Annotated in this window: 16 protein-coding genes; 14 read left to right on the forward strand and 2 right to left on the reverse strand. The window is 69.4% G+C overall.

Going from position 1 to position 18,045, the window contains the following annotated elements; genetic code table 11:
- The first annotated feature begins 23 nt into the window (after positions 1-23).
- The gene (gene metE, locus DM816_RS17905; protein WP_211588751.1) at positions 24-2,207 is read left to right on the forward strand and encodes a 5-methyltetrahydropteroyltriglutamate--homocysteine S-methyltransferase; all 2,184 of its coding nucleotides are present in this window, start codon (positions 24-26) and stop codon (positions 2,205-2,207) included.
- Between the two features lie 87 nt (positions 2,208-2,294).
- Here metE and DM816_RS17910 read toward each other — a convergent pair whose 3' ends face one another.
- Together DM816_RS17910 and DM816_RS17915 are read right to left on the reverse strand one after the other, a co-directional pair.
- A complete protein-coding gene (locus DM816_RS17910; RefSeq protein WP_117211385.1) occupies positions 2,295-2,768 on the reverse strand; it encodes a hypothetical protein in 474 nt (157 codons plus the stop codon).
- A 102-nt stretch (positions 2,769-2,870) separates the two neighbouring features.
- Positions 2,871-3,530, reverse strand: coding sequence for a DsbA family oxidoreductase (locus DM816_RS17915; protein WP_117211386.1), 660 nt, complete (start codon positions 3,528-3,530; stop codon positions 2,871-2,873).
- A gap of 66 nt (positions 3,531-3,596) precedes the next feature.
- Between DM816_RS17915 and DM816_RS17920 the strand changes: the two genes are divergently transcribed.
- The 13 genes from DM816_RS17920 to DM816_RS17980 all read left to right on the forward strand — a co-directional run.
- Positions 3,597-4,352 carry an SGNH/GDSL hydrolase family protein gene (locus tag DM816_RS17920; protein WP_117211387.1) on the forward strand — a complete coding sequence of 252 codons (756 nt, stop codon included), beginning with the start codon at positions 3,597-3,599 and terminating at the stop codon, positions 4,350-4,352.
- Positions 4,353-4,591: 239 nt separating this feature from the next.
- Positions 4,592-5,581, forward strand: a complete 990-nt coding sequence (locus DM816_RS17925; protein WP_117211388.1) for a helix-turn-helix domain-containing protein — start codon at positions 4,592-4,594, stop codon at positions 5,579-5,581.
- Between the two features lie 97 nt (positions 5,582-5,678).
- Complete coding sequence (locus tag DM816_RS17930; RefSeq protein WP_117211389.1) at positions 5,679-6,203, forward strand: RNA polymerase sigma factor; 525 nt, start codon at positions 5,679-5,681, stop codon at positions 6,201-6,203.
- Complete coding sequence (locus DM816_RS17935; protein ID WP_117211390.1) at positions 6,196-6,960, forward strand: hypothetical protein; 765 nt, start codon at positions 6,196-6,198, stop codon at positions 6,958-6,960. Before DM816_RS17930 ends, DM816_RS17935 begins: the two co-directional genes overlap by 8 nt.
- Before the next feature lie 149 nt (positions 6,961-7,109).
- On the forward strand, positions 7,110-7,634 hold the full coding sequence (locus DM816_RS17940; RefSeq protein WP_117211401.1) for a SigE family RNA polymerase sigma factor: 525 nt from the start codon (positions 7,110-7,112) through the stop codon (positions 7,632-7,634).
- 2 nt (positions 7,635-7,636) lie between these two features.
- The gene (locus DM816_RS17945) at positions 7,637-8,740 is read left to right on the forward strand and encodes a hypothetical protein (protein ID WP_117211391.1); all 1,104 of its coding nucleotides are present in this window, start codon (positions 7,637-7,639) and stop codon (positions 8,738-8,740) included.
- Positions 8,737-9,165, forward strand: coding sequence for a hypothetical protein (locus tag DM816_RS17950; RefSeq protein WP_117211392.1), 429 nt, complete (start codon positions 8,737-8,739; stop codon positions 9,163-9,165). The genes DM816_RS17945 and DM816_RS17950 overlap by 4 nt, the downstream gene beginning before the upstream one ends.
- Positions 9,166-9,358: 193 nt before the next feature.
- Entirely contained in the window at positions 9,359-11,095 is a 1,737-nt protein-coding gene (locus tag DM816_RS17955; RefSeq protein WP_117211393.1) for an HSP90 family protein, read from the forward strand.
- A complete protein-coding gene (locus DM816_RS17960; protein ID WP_117211394.1) occupies positions 11,092-13,887 on the forward strand; it encodes a tetratricopeptide repeat protein in 2,796 nt (931 codons plus the stop codon). Before DM816_RS17955 ends, DM816_RS17960 begins: the two co-directional genes overlap by 4 nt.
- A 30-nt stretch (positions 13,888-13,917) precedes the next feature.
- Positions 13,918-14,502: a TetR/AcrR family transcriptional regulator gene (locus DM816_RS17965; RefSeq protein ID WP_117211395.1), complete on the forward strand. Its 585-nt coding sequence runs from the start codon at positions 13,918-13,920 to the stop codon at positions 14,500-14,502.
- Between the two features lie 103 nt (positions 14,503-14,605).
- A complete protein-coding gene (locus tag DM816_RS17970; RefSeq protein ID WP_117211396.1) occupies positions 14,606-15,937 on the forward strand; it encodes an acetyl-CoA carboxylase biotin carboxylase subunit in 1,332 nt (443 codons plus the stop codon).
- A gap of 37 nt (positions 15,938-15,974) precedes the next feature.
- A complete protein-coding gene (locus DM816_RS17975; protein ID WP_117211397.1) occupies positions 15,975-16,886 on the forward strand; it encodes a hydroxymethylglutaryl-CoA lyase in 912 nt (303 codons plus the stop codon).
- Between the two features lie 45 nt (positions 16,887-16,931).
- Positions 16,932-18,045: carboxypeptidase-like regulatory domain-containing protein (locus DM816_RS17980; protein WP_162907580.1), on the forward strand; the 1,114-nt coding region annotated here is incomplete at its 3' end.

The raw sequence follows: 18,045 nt of genomic DNA on the forward strand, positions 1-18,045 counted from the left end.
CCCGGCCACCACAATTGCCCGCTGTGACGATCTCCAAGAAATCCAGCACCGTGCTCGGCTATCCGCGGATCGGCCTGCGCCGCGAACTCAAGCGTGCCCTGGAGTCCTATTGGGACGGTGCGATCAGCGCCGAACAGCTTCACCAAACCGGCCGGCTGCTGCGCGAACAGACCTGGTCGCGCCTGCGCGAGCTGGGTCTGGACCAACTGCCGGGCAACACGTTCTCGTACTACGACCATGTGCTCGACGCGGCAATGCTCTTTGATCTGGTACCGGATAAATATCGCAGTGAACACGAGCTGGACAGCTATTTCGCGATGGCGCGCGGCACGTCGACACTCGCTCCGCTGCCCATGACCAAGTGGTTCGACACCAACTACCACTACATCGTCCCGGAGATCGGCCCGTCGTCGGCGTTCAAGCTCAACGCCGCCAAGGTGATCGGCGAGTTCCGGGAGGCGCGCGAGCTTGGCCTGATCACCCGGCCGGTACTGCTCGGCCCGATCACCCTGCTGCTGCTCTCCCGCGCCGAAGCGGGCAGCCCGCCCGCCTTCACCCCGCTGGATCGCCTCTACGCGCTGCTGGCCGTGTACGCCGAACTGCTCGCGCTCCTGCAGGCCGAGGGCGTGCCGTGGGTGCAGCTCGACGAGCCGGCGCTGGTGCAGGACCGCTCGGACCGCGAACTCGACGCGCTCGCTGAGGCCTACACCTACCTGGGCGGGCTGACCGGCCGCCCACAGCTCATGGTGGCCTCGTATTTCGGCGAGCTCGGCGCCGCCCTGCCGATCCTGGCCCGCACCCCGGTCGAGGCGATCGCGGTGGACCTGGTGCGCGGTTCGGCGCACGGGCTCAGCGAAACGGGCAAGACCATCGTGGCGGGCGTGGTTTCGGGCCGCGACGTGTGGCGCACGGATCTACCCGCCGCGGCCGCACTCCTGCAACGACTCGGGCCGGACGTCGTGGTGAGCACGTCGTGCTCACTGCTGCACGTGCCCTACTCCTTGGACGCCGAGTCCAAACTGGACCCCGAGTTGCGTGCCCGCCTGGCCTTCGCCGAGCAGAAGGTGGCCGAGGTGGTCCAGCTCGCTTCGGGCACGGTCGAACCGGTGCCCGCCGCGCAGAACACACGTCCCTGGATCCCGCGCCAGGCGCAGCGCAGAAGCCCTTATCCCGCAAGGTCCGCGGCGCAGGCCGAGTATCTGCGCCTGCCCCCGCTTCCGGTCACGACCATCGGCTCGTTCCCGCAGACCGCCGACCTGCGCGCCACGCGCGCCGACGCCACCGCCGGGCGCATCGACTGGCCCCAGTACGCCAAAGCCATCCAAGCCGAGATCGAGAAGGTGATCCGGCTGCAGGAGGAGCTGGGCCTCGACGTGCTCGTGCATGGCGAGCCGGAGCGCAACGACATGGTCCAGTATTTCGCCGAGCACCTGGACGGGTTCGCCACCACCGAGCACGGGTGGGTGCAAAGCTACGGCTCGCGCTGCACCCGCCCGCCCATCCTGCACGGCGACGTTTCGCGTGTTGCACCGATCACGGTCGGCTGGTCGCGCTTTGCCCAATCGCTGACCGGCAAGCCGGTCAAGGGCATGCTCACCGGGCCGGTCACGATCGTCGCGTGGTCGTTCAAGCGCCCGGACGTGCCGGTCGCCGAGTCGGTGTGGCAGGTGGCCGAGGCCCTGCGGGACGAGGTCGCCGACCTTGAGGCGGCCGGGATATCGATCATCCAGGTAGACGAGCCGGCGCTGCGCGAGCTGATGCCGCTGCGCCGGCGCGATCAGGCGGACTATCTGGCGTGGGCGGTGGAGGCCTATCGGCACGCGACCTCGGGCGCGAGCGATCGCATCCAGATCCACACGCATCTGTGCTATTCCGACGCGGCAACGATTTTCGCGGCCATCGACGGGCTCGACGCCGACGTCACCACCATCGAGTCGGCCCGCTCGCATGGCGCGGTCCTGCTCTCGCCAAGCGCCTCGGGGTTCGAGCGTGGGCTGGGGCCGGGCGTGTACGACATCCACTCGCCGCGCGTGCCGTCCGAGGACGAGGTGGCCGCGCTGATCGCCGCCGCGCGGCGGGTCGTCCCGGCCCCGCGATTGTGGGTCAACCCGGACTGCGGTCTCAAGACACGCACGTATCCACAGGTCCAGGCCGCTCTGCGCAACCTCGTCTCGGCCGCGCGGCAGGCGCGCGATCGGATGGCGTGATGGCAGACGCGATCCTGACCGCGCGGCAGCGACCCCGGCTGCGGCAGGGGTGTCGACTCCAGGTTTCCCGTCCGGGAGTAGGTCGGACTAGAGCGGCGCGGCACTGTCCAAGATGGAGTCCACGAGGCGGGACTGCGATTCGGGCGCCACGGCCAGCACGAACGACACCAGCTCGGCCGTGAGCGCCACGACCAGCACGCGGACGTAGGCCGGCTCGCCGTCCTCGGGGTGCAGCACGAGGCGGTACCCGGCAAGCGCGGCGGGGCGACCGGCGACCGTCGTCTCCTCCATCACGACGTCGACCCGGCTGCCCTCGAACGGCAGGAAGAACTCGCCGTATTCGGAGGCGAGCCAGGCGGCACCCGCGATGAGCTCGTCTTTGGACGGTGGTGCCGCCAGCAGGTGATCCCACCGGCCTGAGCCGATCATCGCGCCCGCGGAGTCGGAGATGGCTCGGGTGAACGGCGCGATCAGTTCCTCCGCGCGGTCATGCCAGCCGGGCGGCAGCACATAGCTCAGGCCGGAGTCGGGGTCTGCGGTTCGGGGGAGCGACACGGACACAGCCCCACCTCCACATCCGACAGAGGCTTCCGCGGCCGACTATAGGTGAATCATTCAACCCCGACAATGTGGTTTCACGTGAAACGTCGACATCGTTGACTATCAACAGCCGTCGTCGCCGCAGTATTCACCCGAGCCGGTCGGCGCGAGCTGGACGAAACCCGTGCGGCGCTGCACCTCGGCGATCACATCGCGGAACGTGGCCGGGTCCTGCGCGCCGCTGATCGCGTACTTGCCCTCGAAGACGAACATCGGCACACCGGTCACGCCCAACTCGCGAGCCGTCGCGAGCTCCGACCGGACCTCCTCGACGCCCTCGCCGCCCGCGAGATCGATCGGCAACTCCAGTTCGAGGGCCAGCCGGTCGAGCACCTCGTGCGAGCCCACATCGAGCCCGTCGGTGAAGTGCGCCTTGTGCAGGGCCTCGACAACCGGCCGCTGGTCGAGCCCGAGCGCGCCCGCCTTCCAGATCAGACGGTGCGCGTCGAACGTGGCGGCGGCCACGGCCCGGTCGAAGTTCATGGTGAGACCCTCGTCACGGGCAACGGAAGTGACGCGCTCGAACATGCGCCGCGCGTTGGCCTCGCCGCCGTAGCGCGAACCGAGCCACTCCACGAGTGGGGTGCCCCCGGACTGCACCGACGGATCGAGCTGAAACGCACGCCAGCGCACCTTCGACGCCGGGGGCAGTGCTTTGAACAGGCGGCGCTCGCCGATCCAGCACCACGGGCACACGACATCCGAGTAGACCTCAATGTTCACGACCCCTGCAACAGAGGATGACTGTTCAACAATTCCCGCCGCCGAGTGTGTGTAAAACTACGCGACGTGGCTTGGAGCAGGTATGTAGCCCTGGGGGACAGCTTCACGGAGGGCCTGGACGATCCATACCCCGACGGCATGGGCACCGGCTATCGCGGCTGGGCCGATCTCGTGGCTGCCCACCTCAACGTCGAATACGCCAACCTCGCCATCCGTGGGCGGCTGTTCGACGCGGTCGTGGCCGAGCAGGTCGAGCCGGCCCTGGCGATGCAGGCCGATCTGATCAGCTTCGCCGCCGGGGGCAACGACATCCTGCGCCGCCGGTGCGACCCGCCTGCCCTGATGGCGCGCTTCGCGAAAACCATTGAGCTTTTTCGCGGTACCGGTGCCGACGTGCTGGTGTTCCGGTTCGCCAACGTGCTGTCGCGCCTGCCGGGCAACCGCATGATCGGGCCGCGGGTGCGCTATCTCAACCAGGCGGTGGGCGAGATCACGGAGCAATCCGGCGCGCGCCTGGTCGACCTGTGGTCCGACCCCGAGTACGACAACCCCGCCCTGTGGAGCGTCGACCGCCTGCACCTGTCGGCAGCCGGCCACCTGCGCACGGCCGCGCATGTCCTTGCCGCGCTTGACGTTTCGCCCCCAAGCCAGTGGTGGGATGTGCCCGGCTGGCCCCCGCCGAGGTCGTGGGCTGCCGCGCGGGCCGCCGACGCGGCGTGGGCCGCACGCCACCTCGCACCGTGGATCAAGCGTCGGCTCACGGGCAGGTCCTCTGGCGACGGGATCCAGGCGAAGCGGCCGAGCCTGCGCCCGATGGCTTGACGCCGGCCGAGCACGCGTGTGCCCCCGAGCACACATGCGCCAACGGGCCCCGGGCCGCGGCACACAGCTGCCGCGGCCGAACCCCCTCGCGGTCAGACAGTTCCTGACCGCCCCCGCTGAGAAGTCAGGGTGCCCAACCGGTGGCGGTGCGTCCACAAGATTCGGTTCCAACCTAAAGACGCACGTCACGACTGTGGTTAGGATCTTTCAAACCCTCGAAACCCCTGGATTTGTCGCAGATGCTCAGGATCTTCTTCACGGCGCAGGACATCGCCCGGACCCGGCTTGCCCCCGCACCGGATCCGCTGTGGGAGATCGTGCTCAGCCTGCAGATGCTCCGCGGCCAGCGTGGCGATCTGCTGTTCTCGCAGTGGCGCCGGGAGACCGCGCGGACGCTGCGCCGCGCCGAGCTGGGCCCGCGGCTGGAACTGCTATTGGCCCTGGCTCCCGAGCTCGGGTACTTCCCCGACTTCATCACGCCGGACGATTCGCTGCGCGGCATGGAGTACGGCCTGGAGGCGATCCGCAGCGCGCCGAACGAGACCATGCGCCACGAGCTGGCCCTGCTTGAGCACAGCCAGCTGCTGCGCACCGGCAAGCGGCTGCCGGCCGGCGCGACGCGACTGGCCCGAGGCGAGCCCGCGGCCGTGACCGAGCTCACGCAGACCATGCGGGAGTATTACGAGCTGGCGATCCAGCCGCACCAGCGCGGGATCGAGGCCGCCGTCCAGGCCGACCGCAACCTGCGCCTGGACGCGTTCGCCCAGGCCGGGATCGAGGGCCTGCTGGCCAGCCTGCGCCCGATGATGACGTGGAACGCGGGCGAGCTGCAGGTGCACGGCCATCGCGACCAGGAGATCCACCTGGATGGGCGCGGTCTGCTGATCATCCCGTCGTATTTCTGCGTCAACCATCCCATGACGATGTTCGATCCCACGCTCCCGCCGGTCCTGATCTACCCGGTGTCCCGTTCGCCGGCGAACCTGCCGCACGGTCAGCGGGTCGCGCTCGCCGGGCTGATCGGGCAGACCCGCGCGGCCATGCTGGAAGCGATCGCGGGCGGGTGCACGACCTCCGAACTGGCCCGCCGCGTCGGCGTCTCGGCCGCGTCGGCCAGCGAGCACGCCGCGATCCTGCGCAGCGCCAGGCTCATCACGAGCCATCGCGACCGCAATCGCATGGTGCATCACGTGACCCGGCTGGGCCACGCCCTGCTCAACGGGCTGTGAAACCTGGGTGCAACCGGGCCCTTTCCCTTCGCGTGTACGAGGTGCTTCAAGGCAGGGGAGTTCATCCGGTACAGGAAGGAAGGGCAGTGTGACGGTCATGGCGGCAGCCGCGACAATACCGATCGCCGAATCCCAGCGGGATTTCGACGACCTATATGCCGTGGCATATCAAGGGCTGACGCTTCAGCTCTACGCATATCTCGGCGATCTGTCCGAGGCACAGGACGTCGTGCAGGAGGCGTTCTGCCGGGCGTATTCCAAATGGAAGACCATCAGCGGGTACCAGGAACCGGCCGCATGGGTGCGCCGAGTGGCGTGGAATCTGGCCACGAGCCGGTTTCGTAAGCAGAAGGTGGCCGCGACGTTCTGGCGCAAGCAGCGGGTCGAGCACCTCGAGGGTCCGTCGCCCGACCGGGTGGCGCTGACCCGGGCACTGGCGAAAATCCCGGCGCAGCAACGCAGGGCGGTGGTCCTGCACTACATGGCGCAACTGTCCATCGTGGAGATCGCCGAGCAGGAGGGTGTCGCTGAGGGCACCGTGAAGAGCTGGCTGAGCCGGGGCAGGGCCGCGCTCGGGCAGCAGTTGCAAGACCGGAAGGCGAAGGGGCGTAACGATGTCTGAGCACTACGACGAACTGATCGGTGAGGCATTCGGCGAGTTCACCAGCGCGGCGGCGCCGTCGGTGCGCGCGGCCGGGACGGCTGCGGTGCGAAGCACGGTGGCGCACCGGCGCAAAGCGCGGCTCATGACCTTCAGCGTGCTCGGCGCATTGCTGCTCGCTGTCCCGGTGACGGCGCTGGCAGCCAACCCGTGGGGCAACAACGGCCCGCCCCACATGGCGGCCTCCGACGGGCCCACGACGCCGGTCCCGTCGCCATCGGCCGAACCGAGCCCGCCCCCGCCGCGACAGGTGCAGTCGCCCGATGGCCGGATCACGCTGGACCAGCTGACCAGTGTGGACGTGACCGTGCCCGCCTGGGCCAAGGACTTCGCCCGGTGCAAGAGCGGCTCGGTGCGGCTGAAGAAGACCGGTCCCGCGCAAAACGATCTGGTGGTCAACGCCGTGGTGCACACCAATCTGGACTCGGATCCGCAACTGGAGACGGCCGCCGTGCTCCTCTGCCTGTCCGGTGACCCGAGCCCGGAGATGGTGGTGGCGTTCGACCGGGACCACGACGGGAAGATCGTCACGCTCGGGCGCATCCTGGGCGGCGGTGGCTGGGACGACGTCGACTTCGTGCAGACCATGTCGGCCCGGCCGGACGGCGGGATCAACGTGCGCGCCTGCATCGGCGGGTGCGGGTCGGACCCGACCGACAACATGTACCAGAACCGCGAATACGCCTGGGACGGGAGCGAATTCGCCCGGGTGAAGTGACACTGACAGCAGTTGACCGGGGCCTCGCCGATCGGCGGGGCCCCTTAGCGTACCCAATAAAGATCTTTGCAACCGACCACGGACAGCATGCGTGTTGCCGGTGCGCTCCCATCGGAGCAGCAGAGAGGAACGGCGAGATGGAGCATGTCATGGTGAGTGGGGCGGCGCCACCACTGTCCAAAGTGGCCGAAGCCGCACGCCGCGATTTCGACGAGTTCTACGCGGCGACGTTTCAATCGTTGAGGTCGCAGCTGTACGCGTATCTCGGTGATCGCGCCGAAGCGCAGGATGTGGTGCAGGAGGCATACTGTCGCGCCTTCGCGCGCTGGAAAAGGATCAGCACGTATGACGACCCGGTCGCCTGGGTCCGCCGGGTGGCGTGGAACCTCGCCACAAGCCGCTTCCGCAAGCAGCGGTCGGCCACCACGTTTCTGCGCAGACAACGCGAACAGCACGCCGACGGCCCATCGCCGGACCGGGTGGCGCTCGTGCGCGCGCTCGCGGCCATCCCCGAGCGGTTGCGCAAGGCCGTTGTCCTGCACTACATCGGGCAACTGTCGGTCGGCGAGATCGCGCTGCAGGAGGGCGTCGCCGAGGGCACGGTGAAGAGCTGGTTGTCGCGCGGCCGGGCCGCGCTGGGCGAGCAATTGAGCGACAAAGGGAACCGGAGGTAATCATGTCTGAGCACTACGAGGAACTGATCGGCGGAGCGCTGGACGAGTTCCGCTACGCGGAAGCACTTGAGGGGGCGCCCACGGGCGGATCGGCGGCCGTGCGGGCCAAGGTGGCACACCGCCGCAGGGTGCGCATCACGACATACAGCGTGCTGGGGGCATTGTTGATCGCCTTGCCGGTGGCGGCGTTCGCGGCCAATCCGCGCGGCAACAACAGCCCGCCGGCCGATGTGCTGGAGACGCCGACACCGGCCCCGGTCGTCACCACACCACCCCCGCATTCGCCGTTGCCGGAGGTCAAGGACGGGCGCTTCACGGTTGAGGAGCTGCTGGGCGCCCCTGCGCCGACGTTCGACGAGCCGGCCTGCGGCAAGAAGATCGTGGCCAAGCCGGCGCCCGGGGTGGAAAGCAAGGTGTTCGCCAAGGAGGTGGCGCACGCCAACCTCGACTCCGATCCGCAACTGGAGACCGCGGCCCTGCTGGTGTGCACCACCGACGACGAGTCCACCCGGGTCGCGGCCTACGACCGCGACGCCGAGGGAAAGGTCGTCATGCTGGGCGTCGTCGTCGGCATGCTGGGCGAACGCGGCATGCACGATGTCATCGGGATCAAACCCCGGACGGCGGGCGGGATCATCGCGACCGTGCACTACAGCACGTACAGCCCGGAGCCGGGCGAGCCGGATCCGCAAGAGCGCGAGTACGCGTGGAACGGCAGCAAGTTCACCCAGGTCGGTGGGCCCACCACGTTCGCACCGGCCAAGACCGACCTCTCGCTGACCGCGAGCCCGCTGCGGCTGGGCCCGGCCCAGAACGGCAAACGGACCGGGACGGTGACGCTGACGCTGACGGGCAGCGGCCCCGACGACTCGCATTCGATCGACATCGAGCTGTCCACCGGCCATCGGATCACGATCGAGGGCCATCCGGGCAACGTGATCAAGCACGGACCGGTCAAGGCCGAGGAGACCAGGACGATCACCCTGACCGTGACGATCGAGGTCGGCTCCGGCCAGTCGCCGCTGAGCATCGGCGCGGGGATCACCTCGTACGCCAATGACTCGAACCGGGACAACAACTTCGTCACCATCGAGGTCACCGAATGAGAGCCGCGCTGCCGGCTGTGCTGCTGCTCGCCCTCGCCGCGTGCGAGGGCGAGCAGCCCGTGCGTAGCGGGCTGGTCGGCCCCAGCAGCGAGCTGAAGATCGAGGAGATCAAGCCGGAGTGTGCCCAGGGGCGCGTGCAGAACGTGGCCTACAGCAACCTCGATGACGATCCGGCGTTCGAGACGGCCGCCTATGTGCTGTGCGAGAAGGACTGGCATATCGCCGCTTACGCACGCGACCAGAAGACCGGCGACATCATCCGGCTCGGCGTTGTCCTGCAGAGTGGGCCGGGCGAACAGATGCTCAGCATGAGCCAGCGCATCTGGGGCGGGGTCTTCGTCGTGGTCGGCTTCGACGACGGGCGCCCCCGCGAAAGCCGTGAGTATGCCTGGACGGGCAGCAAATACGCCCAGGTGGGCGGCTGAGACCGGGCCCGCTCCACGTCGGTCTGCCAATCCAGGCGGAGCGGGCCCCCTTTTCTCGTCGATCATGAACTTACGTCCATGTTCGACGGCGTGTCGTGACACTAACTTCTTGGTCAACATCGGCTGGCCCCGGTGGACCCGGTTGGGCTGACCGGGTCCACCGCGAGGCTCGAATACGGGTACGGTTTCCCGCGTGAGTCACTCCTTCCAGGTCGACCTCCGCGGCGTAGTCGACCTGCTCAGCCACCACCTCTACGCCAGCCCGCGGGTCTACGTGCGCGAGTTGTTGCAAAACGCGGTCGATGCGATCACCGCCGCCGGGATCGACCACGGGCTGGTGCGCATCGACTGCGACGGCACAGGGCTGACCATCCGCGACAACGGCATCGGGCTGACCCTGGCGCAGGTGCACGAGCTGCTGGCCACGATCGGGCGCTCGGGCAAGCGCGACGAGCTGGGCTTCGGCCGGCACGAGTTTCTGGGCCAGTTCGGCATCGGGCTGCTGTCGTGCTTCCTGGTGGCTGACGAGATCCGGGTGGTCACGCGCAGCGGGGACGAGCCGACCGTGTACTGGACGGGGTACTCAGACGGGCGCTACGAGACCGGCGACGGCCCGGCCCGGCCCGAGCCGGGCACGACCGTCACGCTGCTGCCGCGACACGGTGAGGAGGCATGGCTGGCCGAGCCGCGCGTGCTGGAGCTGGCCCGCCTGTTCGGCTCGCTGCTGCCGGTCACTGTCCAAGTTGGACAGACGGTGGTCACGGGCCGGCCGCTGCCCTGGGATGCGGACGGCGATCGCGTGCGTTACTGCCAGGAGGTGTTCGGGTTCACGCCCTATGACGTGATCGACCTCAACGTGCCGGAGGCGGGGCTGCGCGGGCTGGCGTTCGTGCTGCCGGCCCCGGCGAGCCCGGCAGCCCGCGCTGGGCATCGCGTCTATCTCAAGCGCATGCTGCTGGCCGAGGGCGCCGAAGGACTGCTGCCGGAGTGGGCGTTTTTCGCGCGCTGCGTGGTGAACGCGACCGAGCTGCGCCCGACCGCGAGCCGTGAGGCGCTCTATGAGGACGGGCTGCTGGAGCAGACGCGCGAGGCGCTGGGCGCGCAACTGCGCGGCTGGCTGGTCAATCTGGCCCATCAGGATCCCGGGCGGGTCATCGACTTCCTGCGCATCCACCACGTCGGGGTGAAGGCCCTGGCGCTGCACGACGACGAGATGCTGCAGCTGGTCGCGCAGTGGTGGCCGATGGAGACCAACGTCGGGCGGCTCACGCTCAGCGAGGTGCGCGAGCGGTACCAAATAATCAGATATTGCTCAACCCTCGACGAGTTCCGGCAGCTCGCCGCGGTCGCCGCCGCCCAGCAGCTGGCCGTGGTCAACGGTGGGTACACCTACGACATGGAGCTGATAGAAAGACTTCCCGCGATGGATCCGGGATATATGGTCGACCGGCTCGACCCGAGCGACCTGACCACCCGGTTCCACGTGCTCGATCTGGCCGAAGAGCTTGACATGCGGGGCTTCCTGACCACCGCGCAGCGCACGCTCGACCGGCTGGGATGCGAGGTGGTGGTGCGCGGCTTCGACCCGGTGACGCTGCCCGCGCTCTATCTGGTCGACCGCGACGCCACGTTCCAGCGGCACCTGCGCGACACCCGCGAGGTGGCCGACGAGGCGTGGGCGGGAGTCCTTGCGGCGTTTGAACAATCGGCCGCCCAGGCGCGCCCGCAGCTGGTCGTCAACCACCGCAACGCGCTGGTGCGCCGGATCGCCTCGCTGGGCGATCCCAAACTGATGGAGCTCGCCGTTGAGGGGTTGTATGGCCAGGCGCTGCTGCTCGGCCACCACCCGCTGCGGCCCGCCGACACGGCCCTGCTCAACCGGTCGTTCCTCGGGCTGCTCGACCGGGCCGTGCTGGGAGGCGGATCATGACGACTTCCCCGGACCGGGTGCGCGCCCTCATCGACCAGTCGTGGGACATGCCCTATGGCGCGGCGCAGATCGCGCTCACCGAGGAGGCGATCGCGCAGGCCGACGCGATGGGCGACGACGATCTGCGGTTCGACGCGCGGATGGCCGCGACCAACGCCTATCAGCACGGTGGCGAGCCGGCCAAGGGGTTCGTGACGTTCTCGTGGTGCCTGGCGCACTATGACCGTGACCCGGCGCGCTTCGGCCATCACGAGCACCTGCTGCTCTGGTACTTCAAATACATGGTGCATTCTTTGACCCGATTTCCTGAGGTACCGCTTGAGCGCACCTATGCCGTGCTCGACGACATGCAGCGGCGGTTCGCGCAGGGCGGGCACAGTTTGCAGACGGTGCACAAGCATCGCTGGCTGGTCGCGATGCACATCGGCGACATGGAGGCGGCCGAAAGGCATTACGACGCATGGCAATCCGCGCCACGGGACTCCAATTCGGACTGTCAGGGGTGCGACCCGACCGATCAGGTGTGGCACCTGGCGCAGCAGGGGCGCTACGAGGAGGCGATCGCGCTCACCGGTCCCGTGCTCGCGGGCCGGCTCACCTGCGCCGAGCAGCCGCAGTCGATCCTGACTCAGCTGCTCATCCCGTACCTGCGCACGGGTCGGCTGGATGAGGCCCGAGCGGCGCATCACACGGCCTACCGGGCGATCCGGCGCAGCGTGGCCAACCTGTCCGACCTCGCCGACCACCTGTACTTCCTCGCCGTGTGCGGCAACGAGTCCTACGCGCGGGAGCTGATGGAGCGCCATCTGTCGTGGTTGGACAGACCGGCCACGCCCTATGGCGAGATGTGGTTCAGCGCGGCGGCCGCGCTGGTGCTCAGCCGCCTGGGCGAGGCGCGGCACGCCGAATTCGCCGAGCGCGCGTTGGCTCTGGCAAAGCGCTTCGACGCGCGCAACGGCACCGGCCACCAGAGCGAGCAGGTGCGCGCCTGCCTTGCGGCGCAACCGATCGTGGCCAAGCTGCCAATGAGCCTGACCGCGCAGCTGGCGCGCCCGGCGCAGGCACCGGCTGCTCCCGCGCCCAAGGAGCGTCCAAAGGCGACACTCGACGACGTGCCCGCCGGGGCCGGGCTGGACGAGCTGCTCGACCTCGCCGAGGACGCGCTGTGGCGGGACGACTCGGCCCGGGTCGAGGCGCTCTGGGCACGGGTCACCGAGCTCACCGGCGGTGACGACCTCACCGCCCTGCAGCGCGGGCGGGTGGCCGACCTCGCGGGCATGCGGATGTACGACGGGGACTCGCGCGAGCTGGTCGAGAAGTGGCACGAGGCCGTCCGGTGGTATGAGGCGGCGGGCGACACGATCCGGCGGGCGCGCACGCGCGGGCGCATCGGCCTGCACCGATGCCGGCACGGTGAGCCCGACCAGGGCCTGGAGCAGGTGCGTGAGACGACCGATTTCCTGCTGGCGCACGGCTCGCCCCGGGACCACGCCGGAGCGCTGCGCCGCCTCGCGGTCGCGTTGCTGCACGTGGGGGCACCGGCCGAGGCGATCGAGACCCTCGACAAGCTCGACGGCGTGCCCGAGCCCGACCCCGGCCCACGGGTCCGCCTGCAGGCCACGATGATCCGCGCCCAGGCGCTCGGCGCCGACGGCCGGCTGGACGAGGCCCTCATCGCCGGGCAGTCGCTTGTGGACGGTGGGCGCGCGGCGGGCGAGGGCGAGCTGGTCGCGCTCGGCGAGTTCATCCTGGGCCAGGCGCACCTGTTGCGCGAGGACAGCGACGCGGCGGTTGCCGCCTACGAGCGTGCGCTGCGCCACGCCGATCTGCCGTTCGAGCTGGTCCGCGAGGTGCGGGAACGGCTCGGCATGCTGCTGGCCGGCACGGGCCGCTCGGCCGAGGCGGTCGACGACCTCGCCTCGCTGGTGGCCCGGCTGGTCACCGAGGGGCAGGAGGCCGAGGCCGATTACGCCCGCTTCCAGCTCGCGGTGGCCCTGTTCAACGCCGACCGGGCCAACGACGCGGCCGAGGTGGCCGAGGAGGCGCTCTACGGTGCCGAGCGCGCGGGCAGCCAGGGGCTGGCCGATCAGGTCAGGCACCTGCTCTCGGCGATCTATCAGCGTCTGGACGACCCCGGCCAGGCGCTGGCCCACCTGGACCAGCTGGCCGCCAACCTCAACGGGTTCGACCACGCACAGGCCCGCGCCAGCGTGCTGGAACAGGCCGGCGATCTGCTCTATGAGCAGGACCGCGACGGGCAGGCGGCGCAGCGGTTCGAGGCGGCCGCGGCCGCATATGACGTGGCCGGGCTGCCGGTCGACCGGCTGCGCATGCTGCGCCGGCAGGCCGTGGCCGCGATGTTCGGGTTCGGCGCCGACACGGCCCGGGAGGTGCTCGCCGCCGCCGACCGGCACGCCGCGACCCTGCCCACCCACGAGCCGGACAGCCAGTACGAGCTGGCCTGGCTGGCCCTCGACGGGGCGCGCGTGCTCGCAGGGGCCGGTGACGCCGAATCGGCGCTCGAACGAGTGCGCCCGGTGCCCGAGGCCTTCCGCTCCTTGGGATCTTTTGGCGAAGCCTTCCTCGCCGAGTTGACGATGGGCGAAGTGCTGCTCACACTGGGCCGACCCGATGCCGCGGAGCGCGTGCTGCGCGGTGTGGTCGGTGGCCTCCCGCGCGATGCGGGGGCGCTGCCCCGGGCGGCGTATGCACTGGCGCATGCGCTCGCGCAGCAGGACAAGATGGAGGAAGCACGCAAGCTGGCAGGTGAGTATGGATTCGACCTGGAATAAACTCGTTTACTCGCGAGTAGTGTTCTTGCCGTGACAGTCACCATCAAGGGCACCGGCAAACGCAAGTCGCGGCGCGACGAGATCCTGGAGATCGCCGTCGGCCTGTTCGCCTCGCGCGGCTACCACGGCGTGTCGATGGACGACATCGGCACCGCGGCGGGGGTCACCGGGCCCGCGCTCTATCACCACTTCGCGGGCAAGGAGGCGATGCTCGCCGCCGCGCTCAAGCCGGTCAGCGAGGGCCTGCTGAGCGGGGGCCAGGCGTGCGTGGCCGAAAGCGGCGGGGACGCCACCGCGGCGCTGCGCAGGCTGGTCGACTTCCACGTCGAGTTCGCCTTGAACAACCCCGCCGTGATCGCCCTGCACCTGCACGAGCTCGACCGGCTGCCGGAGGAGCCCCGGCGCGAGATCCGCCGGCTGCAGCGGCAATACGTCGAGGTGTGGGTGGACATGCTGACCAAGGCTCGCACGCGGTTGGCGGCCGCGGAGGCACGGGTGCTCGCGCACGCCGCGTTCGGCCTGATGAACTCGACCCCGTTCCTGGGCGGCGAGGTGGAGCGTGATCGCCGCGCGTCGCTGCTGCGCGACGCCACACTTAGAGCCTTGCTTGGCTGACTCCTACAAAACTTGTCGGCGGGTTTTGACAAGCCGCGCCTAGTTGACGTCGAGTCCCGGCCATTACCGTCGGCTAGGTCGTGCCTTTGGAGGGAGACTTTCGATGATCGAGTCGGTGTTGGTGGCAAACCGGGGCGAGATCGCGCGCCGCGTCATCCGGACCGCGAAGCGGCTGGGCATCCGGTCCATCGCGGTTTACTCCGAGGCAGACGCCGATCTTCCGTTCGCCAGGGAGGCCGATGAGGCCGTGCTGATCGGGCCGGCCAACCCCGCCGAGTCCTACCGCAACACCGAGGCCATCCTGAACGCGGCCAAGCAGACCGGCGCGCAGGCCATCCACCCCGGTTACGGGTTCCTGTCGGAAAACGCCGACTTCGCGCGCATGGTGACCGAGCACGGGCTGATCTGGATCGGGCCGGGGGCCGAGGCGATCACGGCCATGGGCGACAAGATCAATGCACGCAATCTGATGGCGGCGGCCGGGGTGCCGGTCGCACCGGGGACGCAGGATCCGGTCGCGTCGGTCGAGCTCGCCCTGCAGGCCGCGAGCGATATTGGGTACCCGATAATGGTCAAGGCCGCGGCAGGCGGCGGCGGGATGGGGATGGCGGTGGCCACCGACGAGGCCTCCCTCGAAGCCGAATACGAGCGGGTGCGCGGCTTCGCCGAGCGCATGTTCGGCGACGGTTCGGTGCTGCTGGAGCGCTATTTCCCGCGGGTGCGCCACATCGAGGTGCAGATCCTGGGCCTGGCCGACGGCAGCGTGGTGGCGCTGGGCGAGCGCGAGTGCTCGGTGCAGCGGCGCAACCAGAAGCTCGTGGAGGAGTCGCCCTCGCCCGCGCTCACGCCCGAGCAGCGCAGCGCACTGCTCGCGGCCGCGGTCCGGGCCGGCGAGGCGGTCAACTATCGCAACGCGGGCACGGTCGAGTGCCTGTTCGACCCGACCGCGGGGGAGTTCTTCTTCCTGGAGATGAACACCCGGCTGCAGGTCGAGCACCCGGTCACCGAGGCCGTGTTCGGCATCGACCTGGTAGAGGCGCAGTTCCGGGTGGCCTCGGGCCTGCCGGCGGACGTGCCGACCGTCGCGAATGGACATGCGATCGAGTTCCGGGTCAACGCCGAGGATCCGAAGCGCTTCCTGCCCGGACCGGGCGCGATCACGACCTGGGTCGAGCCGCTCGACCTGCCGGGGGTGCGGGTCGACTCCGGCTATCGCGAGGGCAACAAGGTGACGCCCAACTACGACTCGCTCATGGCCAAGCTGATCGTCTTTGGCGCCGACCGGGCCGAGGCCATCGAGCGGGCCAAGGCGGCCGTCGCGGCGTTCGAGATCGCCGGGCCCAAGAACAACCTGCCGTTCTTCATCGAGCTGTTGTCCAACGACGAGTTCACCTCCGGCGACTACGACACCGCGCTCGTCTCAAGGATGCGCTGACTCTCAAGACACGGTGAACGAGCGTTAAGCTTGCGGCATGGACAGGTGGCCGGCAAGGGTTTCGATTCGTGAGGTGGGCCCGCGGGACGGGCTCCAAAACGAGCAGCCCGTCCCGACGGCCGACAAGGTGCGGCTGATCGAGGCGCTCGGCGCGACCGGGGTCGGGCGCATCGAGGCGGTGTCGTTCGTGCACCCCAAGGCCATCCCGCAGATGGCCGACGCCGACGAGGTGTGGGGCTCGATCAAGCGTTTTCCCGAGGTTCGCTACAGCGCGCTCGTGCCCAACGTGCGTGGCGCGCAGCGGGCGCTCGACGCCCGGTTCACCGAGGTCGAGGTCGTCGTGTCGGCCAGCGACACGCACAACCGGCGCAACATCAACCGGTCCACCGACGAGTCGCTCGACGACATCGCGGCCCTGGTGGAAATGTTGCACGGGGCCGGGGCGACCGCCGAGGTCATCATCGCCACCAGCTTCGGGTGCCCCTATGAGGGCGACGTCGACCCGGGCCGGGTGGCCGCGATCGTCGACCGGGTGGTCGCCCACGGGGCCGACCGGGTGGCGTTCGGCGACACCACCGGCATGGCCACGCCCACGCGCGTGCGCGACGTTGTGTCCCGTGTGCGCGAGAGGCATTCCGAGGTGCCGATGTTGCTGCACTTCCACAACACGCGCGGCACGGCCCTGGCCAACATCCTGATCGCGCTGGAGCTCGGAGTCACCGAGTTCGACGCGAGCGTGGGTGGGCTGGGTGGCTGTCCCTATGCGCCGGGCGCGACCGGCAACGTGGCCACCGAGGAGGTCGTGCACATGCTGCACGACATGGGCATCGACACGGGCATCGACCTCGAAAAGATGATCGATGCGGCCCGGTTGGCCCAGGAGATCGTCGGGCGGGAGCTGCCGTCCGGCGTGCTCAGGGCCGGGCCGCGCACACGCCTGGTCGGCTGATCAGCCTATTGGCACGGAGTGCGGCCCGCACATTGAATATGGCGCATGTTTACAACTTCACGGGGGGCTGGGGTGATCGCGACCGTGGCGATCCTTGTCTCCCTTGGCATCGCAGCCCCGGCACGGGCCGAAACCGCCGCCATCTCCGGGCGCATCACCGACCACACCGGCGCACCCGCGGCGGGGGTCTCCATATTCTCGTCCAATGAGGACGGGACGTCCGTCGGAGGCGCGTCGACCAACGCGAGCGGCGCATACCGCATCGCCAACCTCAAGCCCGGCCGGTTCTATCTGGACCTGCGCACCAATTGGGGCGGCACCAGGCAGACCGAGCGGTTCGACGTGTCCGGTGAGACCGTCTTCGACTACGCGCTGCCGGCCATCGGGTCGGTCACCGGGCGCCTGTCCAAACAGGACGGCACCGGCGCCGCTGACGTCACGGTCGGTGTCACCGGCAACTGGCGCACCACGAGGACCGACGCCAACGGCGACTGGCGGGTGGAGCAGGTGTTCGCCGGGGCCGATGCGATCGTTACATACTTCGACCCACGCCAAGGCATCCAGCAGTACGCCTACGGCAAGCTGACCCATGCCACGGCCGATCGGGTCACCGTGGTCGGCGGGCAGACCACGACGGTCAACGAGGTGGTGCTGCCCACCGGTTCCGTGCGCGTCACGGCGAAGGACTCGGTCACCGGTGCGCCGGTGCTCAACTTCATCGCGTCGGCACGGTTTGCCAGGCACGAGACCAGCGCCGGCGAGGCGATCCTCGACAACGTCACGGCCGGGACGCACGTGCTGTACGTAGACTCGCCCGGCTATATCGCGCAAGACCCCAAGGAGGTCACGGTCGTGGCCGGGCAGCGGGTCGACATCGAGGTGACGCTCACGCCCGAGGCGAAGATCGATGTCACGGTGGTCGATGCCATCACAGGTGCGCCCCTGCGCGGCGTGTGCGTGGCGGCGGTGTCCCCGCGCCACGTGCCGGAGGACGGCTGCTGGAACACGACCGGCGACGACGGCCGGCTGACCATCGCCGGGCTGCCGGCGGGCGGGCACCAGCTGCTCGCCGTCCCGACCGAGGCGCCGGGCCATGGCGCGCAATGGGTCGGCGTGTCCGGCGGCACGGGCCGCCAGGTCCTGGCCGCGACCGTCGAGG

It is taken from the genome of Allorhizocola rhizosphaerae (genome assembly GCF_003426775.1).
GTDB lineage: Bacteria > Actinomycetota > Actinomycetes > Mycobacteriales > Micromonosporaceae > Allorhizocola > Allorhizocola rhizosphaerae.